This is a genomic window from Dehalococcoidia bacterium (genome assembly GCA_022451965.1).
GTDB lineage: Bacteria > Chloroflexota > Dehalococcoidia > Lucifugimonadales > Lucifugimonadaceae > TMED-70.
The window spans coordinates 158,809-177,222 of sequence record JAKUNJ010000004.1 but is presented as its reverse complement, the minus strand read 5'-3'; the positions used below and the strand labels follow the sequence as shown (position 1 = coordinate 177,222).

Annotated in this window: 11 protein-coding genes and 1 pseudogene; 7 read left to right on the top strand and 5 right to left on the bottom strand. The window is 30.8% G+C overall.

Features of this window, described 5'->3' with window-relative positions:
* The first annotated feature begins 22 nt into the window (after positions 1-22).
* The 7 genes from gltB (at position 23) to tilS (ending at position 12,721) form a co-directional block, all read left to right on the top strand.
* Complete coding sequence (gltB, locus tag MK083_02745) at positions 23-4,564, top strand: glutamate synthase large subunit (GenBank protein MCH2673374.1); 4,542 nt, start codon at positions 23-25, stop codon at positions 4,562-4,564.
* On the top strand, positions 4,557-6,011 hold the full coding sequence (locus tag MK083_02740; GenBank protein MCH2673373.1) for a glutamate synthase subunit beta: 1,455 nt from the start codon (positions 4,557-4,559) through the stop codon (positions 6,009-6,011). Before gltB ends, MK083_02740 begins: the two co-directional genes overlap by 8 nt.
* 36 nt (positions 6,012-6,047) lie before the next feature.
* Positions 6,048-7,763 carry an NAD+ synthase gene (locus MK083_02735; protein ID MCH2673372.1) on the top strand — a complete coding sequence of 572 codons (1,716 nt, stop codon included), beginning with the start codon at positions 6,048-6,050 and terminating at the stop codon, positions 7,761-7,763.
* A gap of 38 nt (positions 7,764-7,801) precedes the next feature.
* Positions 7,802-8,929 (top strand): trypsin-like peptidase domain-containing protein, encoded by a 1,128-nt coding sequence (locus MK083_02730; GenBank protein ID MCH2673371.1) that lies wholly within the window; start codon positions 7,802-7,804, stop codon positions 8,927-8,929.
* 132 nt (positions 8,930-9,061) lie between these two features.
* Positions 9,062-10,063 (top strand): recombinase RecA, encoded by a 1,002-nt coding sequence (gene recA, locus MK083_02725; GenBank protein MCH2673370.1) that lies wholly within the window; start codon positions 9,062-9,064, stop codon positions 10,061-10,063.
* A gap of 44 nt (positions 10,064-10,107) precedes the next feature.
* The gene (locus MK083_02720; protein ID MCH2673369.1) at positions 10,108-11,391 is read left to right on the top strand and encodes a hemolysin family protein; all 1,284 of its coding nucleotides are present in this window, start codon (positions 10,108-10,110) and stop codon (positions 11,389-11,391) included.
* Positions 11,378-12,721 carry a tRNA lysidine(34) synthetase TilS gene (gene tilS, locus MK083_02715; protein ID MCH2673368.1) on the top strand — a complete coding sequence of 448 codons (1,344 nt, stop codon included), beginning with the start codon at positions 11,378-11,380 and terminating at the stop codon, positions 12,719-12,721. Before MK083_02720 ends, tilS begins: the two co-directional genes overlap by 14 nt.
* Here the strand turns inward: tilS and MK083_02710 are convergent.
* The 5 genes and pseudogenes from MK083_02710 to purF all read right to left on the bottom strand — a co-directional run bounded on the left by MK083_02710 (position 12,704) and on the right by purF (position 18,411).
* Positions 12,704-13,705, bottom strand: a complete 1,002-nt coding sequence (locus MK083_02710; protein ID MCH2673367.1) for a nicotinate phosphoribosyltransferase — start codon at positions 13,703-13,705, stop codon at positions 12,704-12,706. The two genes, tilS and MK083_02710, sit on opposite strands and share 18 nt — an antisense overlap.
* Before the next feature lie 10 nt (positions 13,706-13,715).
* Positions 13,716-14,438: a glycosyltransferase gene (locus MK083_02705; GenBank protein MCH2673366.1), complete on the bottom strand. Its 723-nt coding sequence runs from the start codon at positions 14,436-14,438 to the stop codon at positions 13,716-13,718.
* The gene (gene purH / locus MK083_02700; GenBank protein MCH2673365.1) at positions 14,438-15,952 is read right to left on the bottom strand and encodes a bifunctional phosphoribosylaminoimidazolecarboxamide formyltransferase/IMP cyclohydrolase; all 1,515 of its coding nucleotides are present in this window, start codon (positions 15,950-15,952) and stop codon (positions 14,438-14,440) included. The genes MK083_02705 and purH overlap by 1 nt, the downstream gene beginning before the upstream one ends.
* Before the next feature lie 12 nt (positions 15,953-15,964).
* Positions 15,965-16,990, bottom strand: a complete 1,026-nt coding sequence (purM, locus tag MK083_02695) for a phosphoribosylformylglycinamidine cyclo-ligase (GenBank protein ID MCH2673364.1) — start codon at positions 16,988-16,990, stop codon at positions 15,965-15,967.
* Between the two features lie 2 nt (positions 16,991-16,992).
* Positions 16,993-18,411 (bottom strand): annotated as a pseudogene (purF, locus tag MK083_02690) (amidophosphoribosyltransferase).
* Positions 18,412-18,414: the final 3 nt, after the last annotated feature.

Sequence of the window (18,414 nt, the reverse complement as noted above, 5' to 3'; positions counted from 1 at the left end):
AAAGATTATGTTTAAGAAAAATATGCTCTTAAAAAAATTAGATAACTTGAAGACCCAAGGTCTTTGCAGTTACCACTTAGATAAAGATGCATGCGGTGTTGGTGTTGTTGCTAATATCAAAGGGACTAAGTCTAATACTATAGTTAAGAATTCCTTAGAAGTTCTTGTAAATCTGGAGCATAGAGGAGCATGTGGTTGTGATCCAGAAACTGGAGATGGAGCAGGTATTACAATTCAAATACCTGATAAATTTTACAGAGAAGAGTTGGCAAAAGATAATGTAAATTTACCAAATGTAGGGAATTATGCAACTGGAATTATTTTCTTACCTACTGAAAATAGTCTTCAAAGGGAAATAATTAATATCATTAAAAGTGAACTTGAAGAAAATTCACTAAGTCTTTTACACATTAGAGATGTGCCTACTAACCCAAAAAAAATAGGTAAATGGTCTAAAGAGGCTATGCCTAATATAAAACAAATATTTATTGAGAATAATTCCAAGAACAAAAATAACTTTGGTAAAGAATTATATATTTTGAGAAAAATTATTGAAAATAGAATTAATTTGATTAAGAACCCTCAAAACAAGCTAATTATTGATAATGAATTTTATATATGTTCATTATCAAACAAAATAATAGTTTACAAAGGACTACTAAGAACAGAACAGCTCGCAAATTTTTATAACGACCTCAATTCTGAAAAAATAGAAAGCTGCTTTGGGTTGGTTCATTCAAGATTTTCAACGAACACTTTAGGGTCATGGAAATTGGCACATCCTTATAGAATGCTTGCTCATAATGGGGAAATTAATACTGTTAGAGGCAATAGAAACTGGATGAAAGCTAAGGAAAATAATATCTTAACTTCAAAATTTTACAAAAAAACAGATATTTTGCCAATTTGTGAAGAAGATGCTTCTGACACAGCTTCATTAGATAATGTGTTTGAATTATTATTTCATGGTGGTAGGTCAATTGAGCATGTTGCTTCTATGATGATACCCGCTGCATGGGACCACAATGAACAGATGGACCAGAAAACTAAAGATTTTTATCAGTATCATGCTGGCCTAATGGAACCTTGGGATGGTCCCGCAATGATTGCATTTACAGATGGAGATAAATTGGGTGCTTGTCTAGATAGAAATGGATTTAGGCCTTTTAGATATACAGTTACTAATGATGACATCCTTATTATGTCCTCAGAAACAGGAGTCCTAAAAGTTGATTCAGAAAATATAAAACTCAAGTCTAGAATGACTCCAGGTAAAGGATTTCTAGTCGACTTTGAGCAAGGTAGAATAATTGATTCAGAAGAAATAATAGAAAAGTTAGTTGATAAGCAACCCTACTCAAAATGGGTAAATCAGAAATCAATTAACTTAGATGACATAGAAGAAGGCAAAAATGAAGAAGCTTTTGAAGGATCAGCTCTACTAGAACAACAAATATCTTATGGATATTCAAATGAAGATATAGAAGTGATTATAAAACCTATGAGTGAAAGTGGTAACCAACCAAATGGTTCTATGGGTAATGATGCTCCTCTAGCTATTCTTTCAGATAAACCTCAAAATTTATTTTCATACTTTAAACAACTTTTTGCTCAAGTATCTAATCCTCCCCTAGATCCAATTAGGGAAAAAATGGTCACCCAAATGAGTATTTTAGTTGGAAAAAGAGAGAATTTATTATCTGAAACACCAGAACATTCTGAATTGGTAAAAATAGAAAGGCCTATAATGCTTAATGAGGAAATATCCAAGCTCCTAAGCATTCAGCATAATGGGATTAAGTCAAGAAAAATTTCTACTACATATGATGTTGTAAAAGGCAAAGATGGTTTTATAGAATGCCTTGAAAAAATTAAGATTGAAGCAGAAAACTTAATTAAAAATAAAGTTTCTATCATCATACTTTCTGATAGAGGTGTTACTAAAAATAAAGCAGCTTTACCTTCTTTACTAGTTGCGGGTACATTACATCATCACTTAATTAGAAATAATTTAAGAGATAAAGTAGATTTAGTGTATGAAACTGGTGAAGCAAGAGAAGTTCATCACTTTGCATTACTTTTTGGCTATGGAATATCAGCCATCAATCCTTTTATTGCACTGGATACAGTAAGAAGTTTTTCAGATTCAGAAAATTTTAGAAAAAATCAGGAAAAATTTTGTAAGGCTGCGATATCTGGAGTTTTGAAAACAATGTCAAAAATGGGTATTTCAACTCTTCAAGGTTACATGGGGGCACAACAATTTGAAGCTTTAGGTATTGGAGAAGAATTAATTAATAAATCTTTTACTTGGACCCCTTCAAGAATTAGTGGAATTGGTATTGATGAGATTAGCGATGATTATTTACTTTTTCATAAAAACGCATTTTCTGACTCTCAAATACCTTCAAACCTTAAGCTCGATTTAGGTGGACTTTACTTATGGAGAGGTACAGGTGAAAGACATATGTGGTCTCCTGAAACTATTTCACTCCTTCAAAAGTCATCAACTCAAAATGATTTAGAAACCTATAAAAAATTCGAGGATGCGGCAAATAAGGATTATTATGGTGATATCACTATAAGAAATTTACTTGAGATTGACTACAAAAATTCAAAATCAATAAAGCTAGAAGATGTTGAGCCTGAAATTGAAATCTTAAAAAGATTTGCAACAGGTGCGATTTCTTTAGGTTCTATATCAAGAGAAGCTCATGAAACATTAGCTATAGCAATGAATAGAATAGGAGCAAGGTCAAATACAGGTGAAGGGGGAGAAGATGAAACAAGATATAAACCTGATTCAAATGGAGATTCACGAAATTCTGCAGTCAAGCAGGTTGCATCAGGAAGATTTGGAGTAAATACAAATTATTTAGTAAATTCAAGAGACATACAAATAAAAATGGCTCAAGGAGCAAAGCCAGGTGAGGGGGGAGAAATACCTGGGCATAAAATATCAGAATACATTGCATCAATCAGAAAAACTACACCGGGAGTTGAGCTTATTTCCCCTCCTCCTCATCATGATATTTATTCTATTGAGGATATGGCTCAGCTAATTCATGATCTCAAAAATGTTAATGAAAAAGCAAGAATACATGTAAAATTAGTATCCGAAGTAGGTGTTGGCATTATTGCAGCTGGAGTATCTAAAGGAAAAGCTGATGTAGTATTGATATCTGGTTTTTCAGGAGGAACTGGAGCGTCTCCAATATCATCGATTAGACATGCTGGACTTCCTTGGGAATTAGGAGTAGCAGAGACTCAACAAGTTTTAGTTGAGCAAGGGCTTAGAGATAGAATAATTCTTCAAACTGACGGGCAACTAAAAACAGGAAAAGATGTAGCTATAGCGACTATGCTTGGAGCAGAGGAGTGGGGAGTAGCAACTGCTTCTTTAATAACTATGGGTTGTATTATGCTTAGAAAATGTCATCTAAACACATGCTCCGTAGGCGTAGCAACGCAAGACCCAGAATTAAGAAAATTATTCAAAGGAACTCCAGAAGCAGTAATTAACTATTTTAGATTTTTAGCACAAAGTCTCAGAAGCGAAATGGCAGCTCTGGGTTTCAAAACAGTTAATGAGATGGTAGGCAGAGTGGATAAGCTGAAACAGAGAAAAGATATAGATCACTGGAAAGCTAATAAAATAGATTTATCAAAAATACTTTATAAACCGTCAGGCATTGAAGGTTTTGAAAATTATTGTTCAACTTCTCAAGATCATCAGTTAGAACTTGCTCTAGATCAAACAATATTATCTAATTTGAACCTTGAGAAGATATCTAATCAAAAAACAGAATTAGATTTTAATATAAATAATACCAATAGAACAGTTGGAGCTATTATTTCCGGTAAATTAACAAAATTATATGGTGATAATGGACTACCAGAAGATACTCTTAAAATAAACTTTGAAGGATCTGCTGGTCAAAGTTTTGGTGCTTTTTTATCAAAAGGAATTAGTTTTTACCTTAGAGGAGATGCGAATGATTATTTTGCAAAAGGGTTATCTGGAGGCAAAATAGTGGTTAAACCAAATATTAAAAATTCATCTTTTATTCCAGAAAATAATGTAATTATAGGAAATGTTGCTCTTTATGGTTCTACAGGAGGAGAGGTGTATATTAATGGAAAAGCAGGTGAAAGATTTGGGGTAAGGAATTCTGCAGCTAAAGCTGTTGTAGAAGGTATAGGAAATCATGGCTGTGAATATATGACAGGAGGAACAATAGTGGTTCTTGGTGAAGTTGGAAGAAATTTTGGAGCAGGTATGAGTGGAGGTATTTCCTTTGTTTATGATCCAAATGATCAATTTATTGAAAACTTTAATTCTGAATTATCAGATATAGAATATGTTATCGAACAATCTGATGACGATAAAAAACTATATAAAATGGTAAGTGATCATAGAAAATATACATCATCAAAAATAGCAGAAAGAATTCTAAATAATTGGAAAGATGAATTAAGACAATTTAAGAAAATAATACCAAGAGATTACGCTAAGATATTATATAAATCAAAAGACATAAACAGAGAGAAAGTAAATGGGTAGCATCTCAGGATTTAAAAACCAAAAAAGAAATACAGAAAAAAGAAAGCCAGTAGCAGAAAGAGTTAAGAACTGGAAAGAAATTTACATTCCTTGGACAAAAGAGGAGACTAAAGCTCAAGCATCTAGGTGTATGGACTGTGGAGTTCCTTTTTGTAATAATGGATGTCCCTTAGGAAATCTTATACCTGAATTTAATGATCTAGTTTATAAAGAGGACTGGGAATCTGCATACTTGAGATTATCTGCGACTAATAATTTTCCTGAATTTACCGGAAGAATATGTCCAGCACCTTGCGAAGCTTCTTGTACTCTTTCTATAAATAATGACCCCGTTTCCATAGAAATGATAGAAAAAAATATAATTGAGAAAGCTTGGGAGTCTGGCCTAGTAAAACCTGAGCCTCCAAAAATTAGAACAGGTAAAAAAATAGCTATAATTGGTTCAGGACCTGCCGGTCTTGCCGCAGCACAACAGTTGAATAGGGCTGGGCATGAAATTACAGTTTTTGAAAAAAGTGAAAAACCTGGAGGATTATTAAGATTTGGGATACCTGAATTTAAGCTTGAAAAATCAGTAGTTGAAAGAAGAATTAAGCTTCTTTCACAAGAAGGAATAATTTTTAAATGTTCAGTTGATGTTGGCATAGACATAAAAGCTAAAGAACTTCTAGAGACTTTTGACTCAATCTGTCTTGCAGGAGGTTCTACAGTTCCTAGAGACCTTCCTATAAAAGGAAGGGAATTAGATGGTGTACATTTTGCTATGGACTTTCTTTCCGAACAAAATAGATGGAATGATAATCCAAAAGACAGGGATATTACTGCAAAAGATAAAAATGTAGTTATTATCGGTGGTGGGGATACTGGAGCGGATTGTTTAGGTACTTCAATTCGACAAGGAGCAAAAAAAATAACTCAAATTGAAATCATGCCTGAGCCCCCTGAAGGTAGAGCAGCAGATAATCCTTGGCCGGAGTGGCCCATGATATTACGCACTTCTTCAGCTCATGAAGAGGGTGGCAACAGGGAATATAGCATATTAACTAAAGAGTTTAAAGGAACAGAAAAATTAGAAAAAATGATATGTGAAAAAGTTGAATGGAAAAAAGATAGTTCAGGTAAATATACTATGGAAAAAATAGAAAATAGTAATTTTGAAATCAAATCGGAACTCGTTCTTTTAGCTATGGGATTTGTCCATCCCTTACAAGAAGGTTTATTAGATGATCTTGGAGTAAATTTTGATGACAGAGGTAATGTCAAAACAGATGAAAATCTTATGACAAATATTAATAAAATATTTTCTTGTGGTGATATGCAAAGAGGTCAGTCTCTAGTAGTTCATGCTATTGCTAGTGGAAGATCTTGTGCAAAAAAAATAGATACTTTTCTTCAGGGGAATTCAAACTTACCCGATGTAAAAGGATACTTTAGAAAAGTGAATTAGGACTGAGATATACAGATGTCTAGTATCAGGATATCAATGAATCAAATTAATACTAAAGTGGGATCTTTAGATATTAATTCTGAAAAAATAATTAAAAAAATATCTGAAGCTGAAAGTAAAGAATGTGATATTATATGCTTTCCAGAGCTCTCAGTTACTGGGTATCCCCCAGAAGATCTAGTTCTAAGTGATAAGTTTATAGAAAATAATAAAAAAGCTATAAACCAAATAATTAATCATTCTAAAAATATAACAGCGATAGTTGGTTTCATTGATAAAGATAAATTCGGAACTTATAATGCAGCAGCTATTATCTCACGCAAAAAACTATTAGCTATATATAGAAAAAATAAATTACCAAATTATGGAGTATTTGATGAAAAAAGATATTTTACTAGAGGAAAAGAATTAGTTGTTTTAAATAATAAAGATATAAAAATAGGAATAAGTATTTGCGAGGATATATGGGATGATTTTGAAATTTGTAAATTACAGTCAAAGCTAAATTGTAATCTTCTACTAAACATAAATGGATCTCCTTATGACTTAAATAAAAAAGAATTAAGAAAAACACACCTTAGTAAAGTTGCTAAAGAATGTAATTCACACTTGGTATATATAAATAGTGTTGGGGGCCAAGATGAGTTGATCTTCGACGGTAGTTCAATGGTTATAAATAATAAGGGCAAAATTATATCCTATTTACCTAGCTTTGAAGAAAAAGACGAAATAATTGATTTAGAAATTTCAAAAAAAATAAATTATAAAGAAAAATCAGAAAATCATATTTACACGATTATAGAAAAAGATATTAAAATTAATAACCATAATGAAATTAAGTCTTTAGGAGAAATAAAAGAATCAAATGAACTAGACGATATATTGAATGCTCTTATATTAGGAACTAAAGACTATGCTTGGAAAAATGGATTCGAAAAATGTTTAGTAAGTTTATCTGGTGGAATTGATTCTGCTTTAGTTACTTATATTGCAGTTATGGCTGTTGGTAAAGAAAATGTAAAAGTAGTAACATTGCCTTCTAAATATTCCTCAAGTCATTCAATAATAGACTCCGAAGGGCTTTGTAATAACCTAGGCATTGAACTTATCAATATTCCAATAAAAGATTCTCATAATTCTATATTAGGAACATTAAAAAATATTTTTCAAGGAACCAAAGAAAATAATGCAGAGGAAAATTTACAATCTCGGATAAGAGGTAATTTAATAATGGCAATATCAAATAAATTTTCTTGGCTTGTCCTTTCCACAGGGAATAAATCTGAAATGGCAACTGGATATGCCACTCTATATGGAGACATGGCTGGTGGTTTTTCTGTTCTAAAAGATGTACCTAAAACATTAGTATACAAACTAGCTAATCATATAAATGAGACCTCCGATTTAGAAATAATACCAAAGAATATATTAATTAAACCTCCATCAGCTGAGTTGCGACCAAATCAGTTTGATAAGGATACTTTACCTGACTATGGAATTTTAGATAAGATTATTGAAAAATATATTGAACAAAAACAAAGTATAGAAGAAATATTAAACTCTTCAGATGTAACATCAATAATGTCAGAAGAAAGAATAATTGAAATTTTGAGAATGATTGATAGAAATGAATACAAAAGAAGACAGTCACCACCAGGAGTAAAGATAACTCCTTTGGCCTTTGGAAGAGATAGAAGATATCCAATCTCTTCAGATTATGAATTTTCTTATAAAAACTTTACTGATTCCTAAAATTTTCAACATTATGATATAAGGTTAAAAGTATGATTATGAAACTCTACACATTCATAACAATCTTATCTTTATTTTTTGTTTCATGTGATAATGATCAATGGGATACACCAGAAGAGTCAGATTTAGTTATTCAAGAAAATAAACCATTAGAAGATTCAGAAAATAAATATAAAGATATTTACATTAAATCAACTAAATCAGTTGTTCAAATAGATTTGTATTCTAGAGATCTATCAGGGATCCCAGACAATAAAATTGGAACAGGTTCAGGTTTTCTTTGGGATAATAATGGGAATATACTAACTAATTATCATGTTATTCAACCAGCCGTATCTAATAATAACCCTATAATTGTGGTAAGAACAATTAATAACGATGAATACTTAGCAAATATAGTTGGATTAGATTCTTCTGCTGATTTGGCAATCATAAAAATTTATAATCCTAATAATGATGAAAAAATAAATGCATTATCTCCTCTTGAGTTATATGACTCTGATCTTATATCTCCAGGCGACTTGACTATAGCAATTGGCAGCCCCTTTGATCAAGAATTTACCATGACTACCGGTATCGTTAGTGCCATTGGTAGATCTTTAGATTCAACATTTACTCCATATAAGATTCCAAGTGTAATCCAAACAGATGCTGCAATAAATCCAGGAAATTCTGGTGGCCCTCTGCTCAATAAGGATGGTAAGGTGATTGGAATAAATACTCAAATAAAAAGTAGTTCAAGGCAAAATTCAGGCGTTGGATTTGCTGTACCAATAAATTTAGCCAAAAGAGTGGTAAAAAGTATTATTAATGGGAAAGATCACAAATATTCATATCTAGGAATAACTGCCTTAAATTTAGATTTCGGAACAAGGATAAGAGCTGATATAGAAGAAAACTTCAAGGGAATACTGATACTCAATGTTTTATCTAATGGGCCTGCAGATAAATCAGGTATTTTAGGTGATTCATCTTCTTCAATGTCAAGCATAAATTATGATGGTGACATAATAACAAAAATTGATAACTTTAAAATAAATACATTTGAAGACTTAATATCCTATTTAGCACTTAACACTGAACCTGGGGATATAGTAAAAATAGAAGTAGTTAGAGATTATAAATACCTAAATTTAGAGGTTAATTTAGAGGCTAGACCTGACTAAAGAAAAATGCTTGTACGTTTATTGACAGCTGTCTTGAATGATTTAGAACATTTGTGCTATATTAATGATATATATAAAATTTGGAGATAAAAAGTGGCAAGAAAAAAAACTCAAAAAAAAGAAAACGGAACTATTGAGCTTACAATTGAACAAATAGAAAAAAGCTTTGGAAAAGGTGCAGTAATGCGAATGAGTGAAAGCTCTGAAATTGATGAATCAATTCAGTCTATATCAACTGGATCAATTGGGCTAGATATCGCGCTTGGAATAGGCGGCCTGCCAAGAGGAAGAATTGTTGAAATATTTGGAGCAGAAAGTGCAGGAAAAAGTACATTAGCGTTATCATGTATTGCCCAAGCACAAAAAAATGGAGGGCAAGCGGCATATATAGATGTAGAACATGCAATGGATCCCAGCTATGCTAGCAAAATAGGTGTTAATAATCAGGAGCTTCTAATATCCCAACCTAACTCAGCTGAAGAAGCCCTAGAGATTACAGATCACCTTGTGAGATCAGGTGCACTAGATATTATCGTAGTAGACTCTGTTGCAGCGCTAGTGCCTAATGCAGAATTAGAAGGTGAAATGGGAGACTACCACATTGGTGCACAAGCAAGATTAATGTCACAAGCATTAAGAAAACTAACCTCAACAATTCATAAAACAAATACTACTTGCGTTTTCATTAATCAATTAAGAGAAAAGGTAGGAGTAATATTTGGTTCTCCTGAAGTAACACCAGGAGGTAGGGCTCTTAAATTTTATAGTTCAGTGAGGATAGATTTAAGAAGATCAGAATCTCTAAAAATTGGAGAGGAGCTTGTTGGAAATAAGGTCAGAGTAAGAGTTGTTAAGAATAAAGTAGCTCCACCGTTTAAAAAATCAGAAATAGAGATATTGTATAACGAAGGTATTTCAAAAGAAGGGGAACTTTTAGACATAGGTGTATCAAGAAATATCGTTGAAAAAAATGGTTCGTTTTACTCGTTTAAGGGAGAAAGACTTGGACAAGGAAGAGAGTCTGTAAGAAAATTTCTTAAGAATAACCAAGAAATATCAAATGAAATTGAAGGTCTGATAATGAATCCTTCAATAGAAATTGAAGATGAGTCTCTTGATATCCTAGAGGCATAGAAACAAATTTTATTAAAATTTAAATTATGATGTAGAATCTTAATGTGTTAGTTTTAATAATAATTATAATTTTTGCATTAATGGGAAGTGCATTTATCAGTGCATCTGAAGCTTCTATCATAGCAGTTAATAAAGTCAGAATAAAACATCTATCTGATCAGGGTAATAAAAAAGCAATGGCTATAGAAAAAACTTTGGAAGAAAATGAAAAGTTTTTTGGTACTTTACTACTTTTCGGAAATTTACTAAATGTTCTTATAGCAACATTAGTAGGAGCCTTAGTCCTGAACATTTTTGGATCTGGATCAGTAAATGGAGTGATTATAGCTACGATTATTTCAACAATAATAGTTGTGAGTTTTGGAGAACTAACTCCTAAATCTTTATCTACAAGAGTAGCTGATCAATGGTCTTTATTTGTTATCAGAATCATTAGAGGATTAATGAAAATTTCAGGACCTGCTGTGTGGACATTTACACTTATACCTAAAGTTATAACTAAAACTTTACTAAAGGAATCTATAAATGATAATCCTGCTGTTACAACAGGAGAATTAAGAAAATTGATTGATATTGGAGAAGAAGAAGGAACAGTAGAATCCTCACAAGGCGAAATGTTAGAAAATATATTTAGATTTAGTGAAACAGAAATAAAAGATATAATGACACCTAGGCCAGAAATTATTTGGATTGATCAAAACTTAAGTCTAAGTTCGTTTCTAAAAATATATAAAAAAAGCCCTCATACAAGATTTCCTGTTTGTAATAAGTCATTAGATGAGGTTGTTGGAATAATAAGTGTGAAAGATGTGATGGTATATCTATCAGATGAAAAATCTGACAAATCTAAACCCGTAAATTTGATTATGAGAGAAGTAATGTTTTCTCCAGAAATGAAAATCTTAGATGATCTATTAGAAGAATTTCAAAATAGCGGAAATAAGATGACACTAGCAATAGATGAATTCGGAGATATTTCAGGATTATTAACATTATCTAGATGTATTGAGAAAATAGTAGGAGAAATTGGAGAAGAAGGTGAATCACCAGTAAAAAAAATAGTAAAAGTAGGAAATGATACATTTCTTGCTGACGGAGGAATATCTATTGACGAAATAAATGATGAAATTAAATTAGATATTCCTGAAGGAAGATATGAAACTTTAGGTGGATTTATAATAGATAGATTACAAACAATTCCAGAAAAGGATGCTAGGACAAATTTTAATGGATCAAGATTTACAATTTCAGAAATTGATAAAAATAAAATAATCAAGGTTCAAATTAGAGTTCCTTCAAACTTTATTAAGAAAAATGTTAAAACATAGTTCAGATTATCTTATATATAAAAGAATTCCTAATAATGTTCTTGCAGGGAAAAAGAAAATAATAGTTGGATGTTCAGGTGGACCCGATTCAACATTATTATTAAATATACTTTACCAAAAAATCAAGAATGCTAAAGAAAATATAATTGTTTGCCATATAAATTTCAAATTAAGAGGAACAGATTCTGATAATGATGAACTAATGGTAATTGAAAGTTGTAAAAAATTAAACTTAAGACTACTTAAATTTGAATTTGACTTGAGTTCTCATAAGTCAGGAATTCAAGAAAAGGCAAGAAATTATAGAATTCAAAAGTTTTTTGATCTATCTAGGAAATTAGATACTAGTTATATTTTCTTAGGTCATAATCAAGATGACCACATTGAAACTATTCTTTTGAATATTACTAGAGGAACAAATATTAATGGATTAAAAGGAATAAGAAGCAAAAAAATAATTCAAAGAAATAAAAAAAGAATTACTCTTTTTCGGCCTTTGATTGATATTCAAAAAAAAGAAATAGAAAAATTATGTAAAGAAAAAAAAATTAAGTTTAGATTGGATAGGTCGAATAAATCAAATTTTTATTCAAGAAACTTAATTAGAAACAAGATTATTCCAGAACTGGAAAAAATTAATCCTAACATAAGAAAGTCGATTAATAATTTATCTAAAATAATTGATAAAGAATCAAGTAATAAAATTCTTTATAATAATGAATTTGAAGGAATGAACTTAGCCCAAGCAAAAGCAATTATTTTAGATAGATTAAATAATTTAAAAAATTCTGAAAAAGGATATTTTTTTTCTTATGATCACCATCAAATGATTGAAGATGTGCTATTAGGAAAATCAAAATCTGAGAATTTACCTGGTGATATTATTTTAAATGAAAAAGATGGTTATTTTATTCTTGAAAACCTTAAGAATAAGAGGAAACAAGAGGATTTCAAGTTAAAAATAAAAATGCCTGGTAAAGCAAGAATTAATGAACAAATAACATTAGTTTCTAAAATAATAAATACTCCATCAAATCTGATTATAAATAATGAAAATAAAATATTTATAAGTGAAAAATTTATTAATAAAAATTTATATATCAGATCAAAAAGAGACGGAGACAGGTTGCATCAATCTAAAGACATGGCATTTTCAAGTAGAGTAAAAAAAATCATTTCAAATAATAAAAAAAAGAAAGAAAATGTGCTTTTACTTTGCACCGAAAAACAGATTTTATGGATTATTGGAGTTAGACAATCAATTGATTCATATGTCCAAAAGAAAGATAAAAAAGTATTAGAGTTATCTTTACTAAAAAATTCTATTTAACCTTGAAGAAACATTTATTCCTGGTTTTCTCCCTCGCCTAGCTATGTCATTTCCATCAATATTCTTAATATCAGCTCTAAATTTAATATTAGAACCTCTAGCTATGTAATTATCTATCGCAAAACCTGAGACAGGCGATTTTTCTTCAACATATTTAGATATATCTTCAGGAGATAAGTCTCCACTTACATAAATTTCTGCTCTATCAATATTTTCACCCTTAAGTTTTAGAGATATTTCTTCAACTAAACTTGGAGTAATACCTCCTCTTTCAGGAGGAGTTTCTATACGAATACCTCTCAGAGATTCTTTTAAGGCCTTACCTACTTGAATAGCCTCTTCTACCTCATCTTTGAAGGTATCAATTAACACAACTCTCGGTACATTTTTCTCCATGTGTCTGTCGAATGCTAGTGCAGCTCTGACTGTTTCTCCCATTATAAGGACTAGTGAATGAGACATAGTTCCTGAGGGAGTAGTATTAGTTAATTTACCACCAATAATTGAGCTCACTGCAGAACATCCTCCAATATATGCAGAATAATCAACTTGGCCTGCAACTGATGGATGAACAGATCTTGAAGCAAAACTTACAACAGGTATACCTGATGCCGCAACAACACAATTATGAGCGGCAGTAGCCCAAGAGCTACACGAAGTTAATGTACCTAACATTGAAGTTTCATAAAGACCAAAATTAGCAAATCTCGATCTAATTCTTATTACAACTTCGCCTTTAGAGACTTCATTGCCTTCTTGTAATGCCCATAGTTCTCTATCAGCTTCAGGAAGTACATTCTCTAGCAAATCAATAATTTGATTTATACCACAAACTACTCCTTCTGACATTGCTTCAATTTCATAAGTCACGAATGGGTTTAAACCTTCATTTCTCAAAATATTTAGTGTTCGGTGATGATAAACTTCAGAAGTATCTCCAACTATAAGAGATCTATTTATTGGTATCTTTTCATTATTTGTCATAGGTTTATAATTATACTATTTTTTTGAATAATTTTAATCTAAGCTTTATCAATCCAATTAAATCTTCAATAGCAGTTGTAAGTATATTTACACTAGTATTTGGATCATCCACCCAAACTACTGGTATTTGATCAATTTTTAGATTTTCACTCCTCGCCATAATAATCAATTCAGTATCAAAAAACCATTTATTATTAGAAACATTATTAATTATCTGATTTATTCTAGTCCTCTTAAAGGCCTTAAATCCACATTGCATATCATCTATCCCACTAAAAGGAAAGAATAACTTAATAATAAAGTTATATGATCTAGAAGTAATTTCTCTAATCATTTTTCTACCAATAACTTTTGAACCTTTTGATAATCTGGATCCAATAGATATATCATATCCATACTTGTATATAGAGTCTATAAGTGGGATCAAAAACTTTAGATCCGTAGATAAATCTATATCCATGTATGCGACTATGTCACTTTTTGATTTATCTATTGCAGTCTTAATAGCTCTTCCTCTACCTCTTTCAGATAAATGTATATATTTATCTACAATTTTTTCTTTAATCATTTTTTTTATAACCAATTTTGTTTCATCAGTAGATCCATTGTCAACTACAGTTATATTGAATGAATATTGAAGATTTTTTGAAACGAAACCTCTAACTTTTTCTAATTGGGCTCTTAAGGAATTGGCCTCGTTTAAAACTGGGAAAATGAGTTCAACATTCATCATTAATGGGAAAAATGCCTTTTATTAGTAAATATCATAGAAATTCCATACTGATTTGCCCTTTGAATAACTTCATTATCCTTCAACGAACCTCCTGGTTGCAAAATCGTCTTAATATTATGTTCATATGCTATATCAATACTGTCAGGAAAAGGGAAGAATGCATCTGAAGCTAAAATTGATTTTTCAGTCAACAATTGCTTAGCTCTTGATAGCGCAAGGTTAACACTATTGATTCTATTAGGTTGACCAGACCCAATACCTAAAATAGATTTTCCTTCAGCAATTACAATTGCATTAGACTTAACAAATTTTGTAGCATTCCAAGCAAAAAGAAGATCGTCATATAAATCTATATTGGGCTTTGATTTTGTTACAAAATCCCAATCGCTTACTTTTTCTATTTGGTTATCTTTTTCTTGAAATAAGATACCACCATTAATAGTTCTATATTCATATTTTTCTTTAGAAAATTTAGACAAAAGTAATCTAATATTTTTTTTCTTACTCAAAATCAAAAAAGCTTGATCAGAATATGATGGAGCAATTACAACATCATAAAAAGTTTTAGATATCTCTTTAGCAGTATCTGGTTGAACTTCCGTATTAAATCCTATTATTCCTCCAAATGCTGATATAGGATCACCTTTTAGCGCATTTTGATAAGCAGTTAACTGATCATTATTTGACGATAAACCACAAGCATTAGTATGTTTTATTATGCTTACAGTATGATCAGAAAAAAAATTAGCTGAAGAAAATGCTGCATCTGCATCTAGAAAATTCAAGTAGGACATTGCTTTACCGTGTAATAGTTTTGAATTAGCAACTCCTTCATTAGTATTAGAGTAAATTCCTGATTTTTGATGAGGATTTTCTCCATATCTTAAATTAAATAATTTATTTTGAGAAATTTTTAATATTTCCGGAATATCTTTCTCATCAAAATTAGAGTTTAGATATCGAGAAATATTTGCATCATACTTAGAAGTTCTATCGAATACTTTGAATGCAAGTTTTTTTCTATCTTGCAATGATAATGTTTTAGAAACCAACTTCTCTGCAAACCATTTATAGTCATTAGGATCTACAAGAACAGATACTCTATGAAAATTTTTTGCTGCAGCCCTAAGCATAGAAGGCCCTCCTATATCGATATTTTCTATTATTTCATCTTCTGAAGAATTTGGATCCTCAATAACTCTTTCAAAAGGATATAAGTTATTTATTATTACATCAAAAGGTTCAATTTTATATTTCCTTAATTCTTCAAGATGTTTTGAATTAGATATATTTGCTAGAATTCCACCGTATATCTTTGGGTGAAGAGTCTTAACTCTGCCGTCTAAGATTTCATCAAATTCAGTTATTTCTGATATAGATTGAGCTTTTATATGCAAATTTTTAATATGATTTAACGTACCACCAGTTGAAAAAATTTCATAATTTAAGGAAGTCAATACCTTGCATATTTTATCTAAACCAGTTTTGTCATAAACACTAATTAATGCTCTCATTTCATACCTGAATTATTCTATGACTACACTTTCTTCATTTATATTTTTTGGAACTAATTCACCTAATAACCAAGAATCCTTGCACTGATCTATTATATTCTGAGAATTATTAGGATCTACTATTAGAACTAATCCTACACCCATATTAAAAACTTCAAACATTTCTTTCTCATTTAGGTTCCCTTTTTGTTGAATATACTTGAAAAGATTAGGAATATTCCATGAATTCTTAGAAATTTTAGCTTGTAGATTATTAGGAAAAACTCTAGGAAGATTTTTATAAAGGCCCCCTCCTGTTATATGAGAAATAGCTTCAATATCATTAATAAATGTAAAAATATCTGACAAATATTCTCTATGAGGTTCAGCTAATAATTCTCCTAAATTTCTTTCTTCATTAGGAACTTTTTGAGATAAGTTTTTTATACTTGAGTCAGTATCAAAAATTGATCTAACTAAAGAGAATCCATTTGTATGAAGGCCACTTGAAGGCATTCCTATAAGCTTGAATCCTTCTTTTACTCTTTCTTTAGACTTAAGATTATTTTTTGTAACCGAACCTACCATAAAGCCAACTACATCATAGTCATATTCAGTGTATACACCAGGCAAAGTTGCTGTTTCTCCACCTATTACTGCACAATTAATTTTCGAACATGCTTCTGATATACCCTCAACAATTTCTAATACTACTTTTTCATCTAACTTACCAAAAGCTAAATAATCAAGAAAATATAAAGGTATTGCTCCCTGAGGGATCAAATCATTTATACAATGATTTACGATATCAACTCCTAAATTTTTATGTAGGCCCATTTTCCCAGAAATCTTGACTTTTGTTCCCACTGAATCTGTTGTTGATACTAATATAGAATCTTTTGGCAAATTATCTGTTAAGAATAATCCTCCAAATCCATCATTATTCTTTATAACATTTTTATTATGAGTAGAGCTAACATTATTAACTAATTTATCTTTTATCAAATCTGATTTATCTAAATCTACACCAGCTTTTTTATAACTAAAATTTGAATTCATTTCTAATTTTTTTCTTTTATTTTCTCTAAATGAAATTTATCAAAATCTAACTGAACAGGCATTGGGTAGTCACCTGTAAAGCAAGCTTTACAATAGCTATTTTTATTTGAATTGACAGATGTTATCAAGGCTTCTAAACTTAGAAATCCTAAAGAGTCTGCACCAATTATTTTTCTTATATCATCTATACTAAATTGGTTAGCTAATAATTCAGATGTTGTAGCCATGTCAACTCCAAAATAACACGGAGAAGTTATAGGGGGAGAAGAAACTCTCATATGAACTTCTTTGGCTCCAGCATCTCTTATCATTTCTATAACCCTAGTAGTAGTTGTACCTCTGACAATAGAGTCATCAATTAGGATTATTTTTTTATCCTAAACTACTTGATCTAGAACATTAAATTTTGTCTTAACCCCAAGCTCTCTCAATTTTTGATTAGGTGATATGAAAGTTCTACCGACATATCTATTTCTAATTAATCCTTCTGTGTAAGGGATTTTACTTTCATTTGAATACCCTATGGCTGCAGGAATTGCTGAATCGGGAACTCCAACTACTATATCAGCATCAACTGAATGTTCTTTTGCTAAGCTTTCTCCCATCTTAACTCTAGATTCATAAGCTAATTGCCCATCAATTATGGAGTCAGGTCTTGAAAAATAAATTTGTTCAAAAATACACATCTTATGATCATTTGACCTAGAATTATACTTAGAAGACTGGATACCATCTTTATTTATTACTACTGTTTCTCCATTATCAATTTCTCTTACAAAATCTGCTCCTATATGAGACAAGGCTGATGATTCAGATGAAAGGATCCATGAACCTTCTTTTTTACCTAGGCACAATGGCCTGATACCCAATGGATCTCTTGCTCCGATTAATTCATCTTTTGTCATAATAAGTATAGAAAAGGCACCCTTAATATATCTCATACAATAATTTGATCTATCAAACCAATCTTTTCCTAATGAATTAGCATACATATGTGCAATAACTTCTGAGTCAGCAGTTGTCTTATAATCAATTTGAAATTCTGATAAAAACTTTTCTTTTAGTTCTTCTGTATTGACTAAATTACCATTATGCCCGAGTGCAATTTCTCCATTAATACCCCTAACAATTAAGGGTTGAGCATTTTTTTTTGAATCACTACCTGTAGTTGAATATCTAGTGTGCCCAATACCTAAACTACCCTTTAGGTTTGATGCATGAATATTTTTAAATACATTTGCTATAAGACCTGTATCTGTTTTTTTGAATAATTTAGATCCGTCTGAAGTAGCAATTCCTGCACTTTCTTGACCTCTATGTTGTAGAGCAAAAAGACCTAGGTAAATAGATTCTGCAACTTGTTCTTTAGGACTTATTATCCCAAAAACCCCACACTCTTCGTTTAGAGATTCAATGGCCATTGA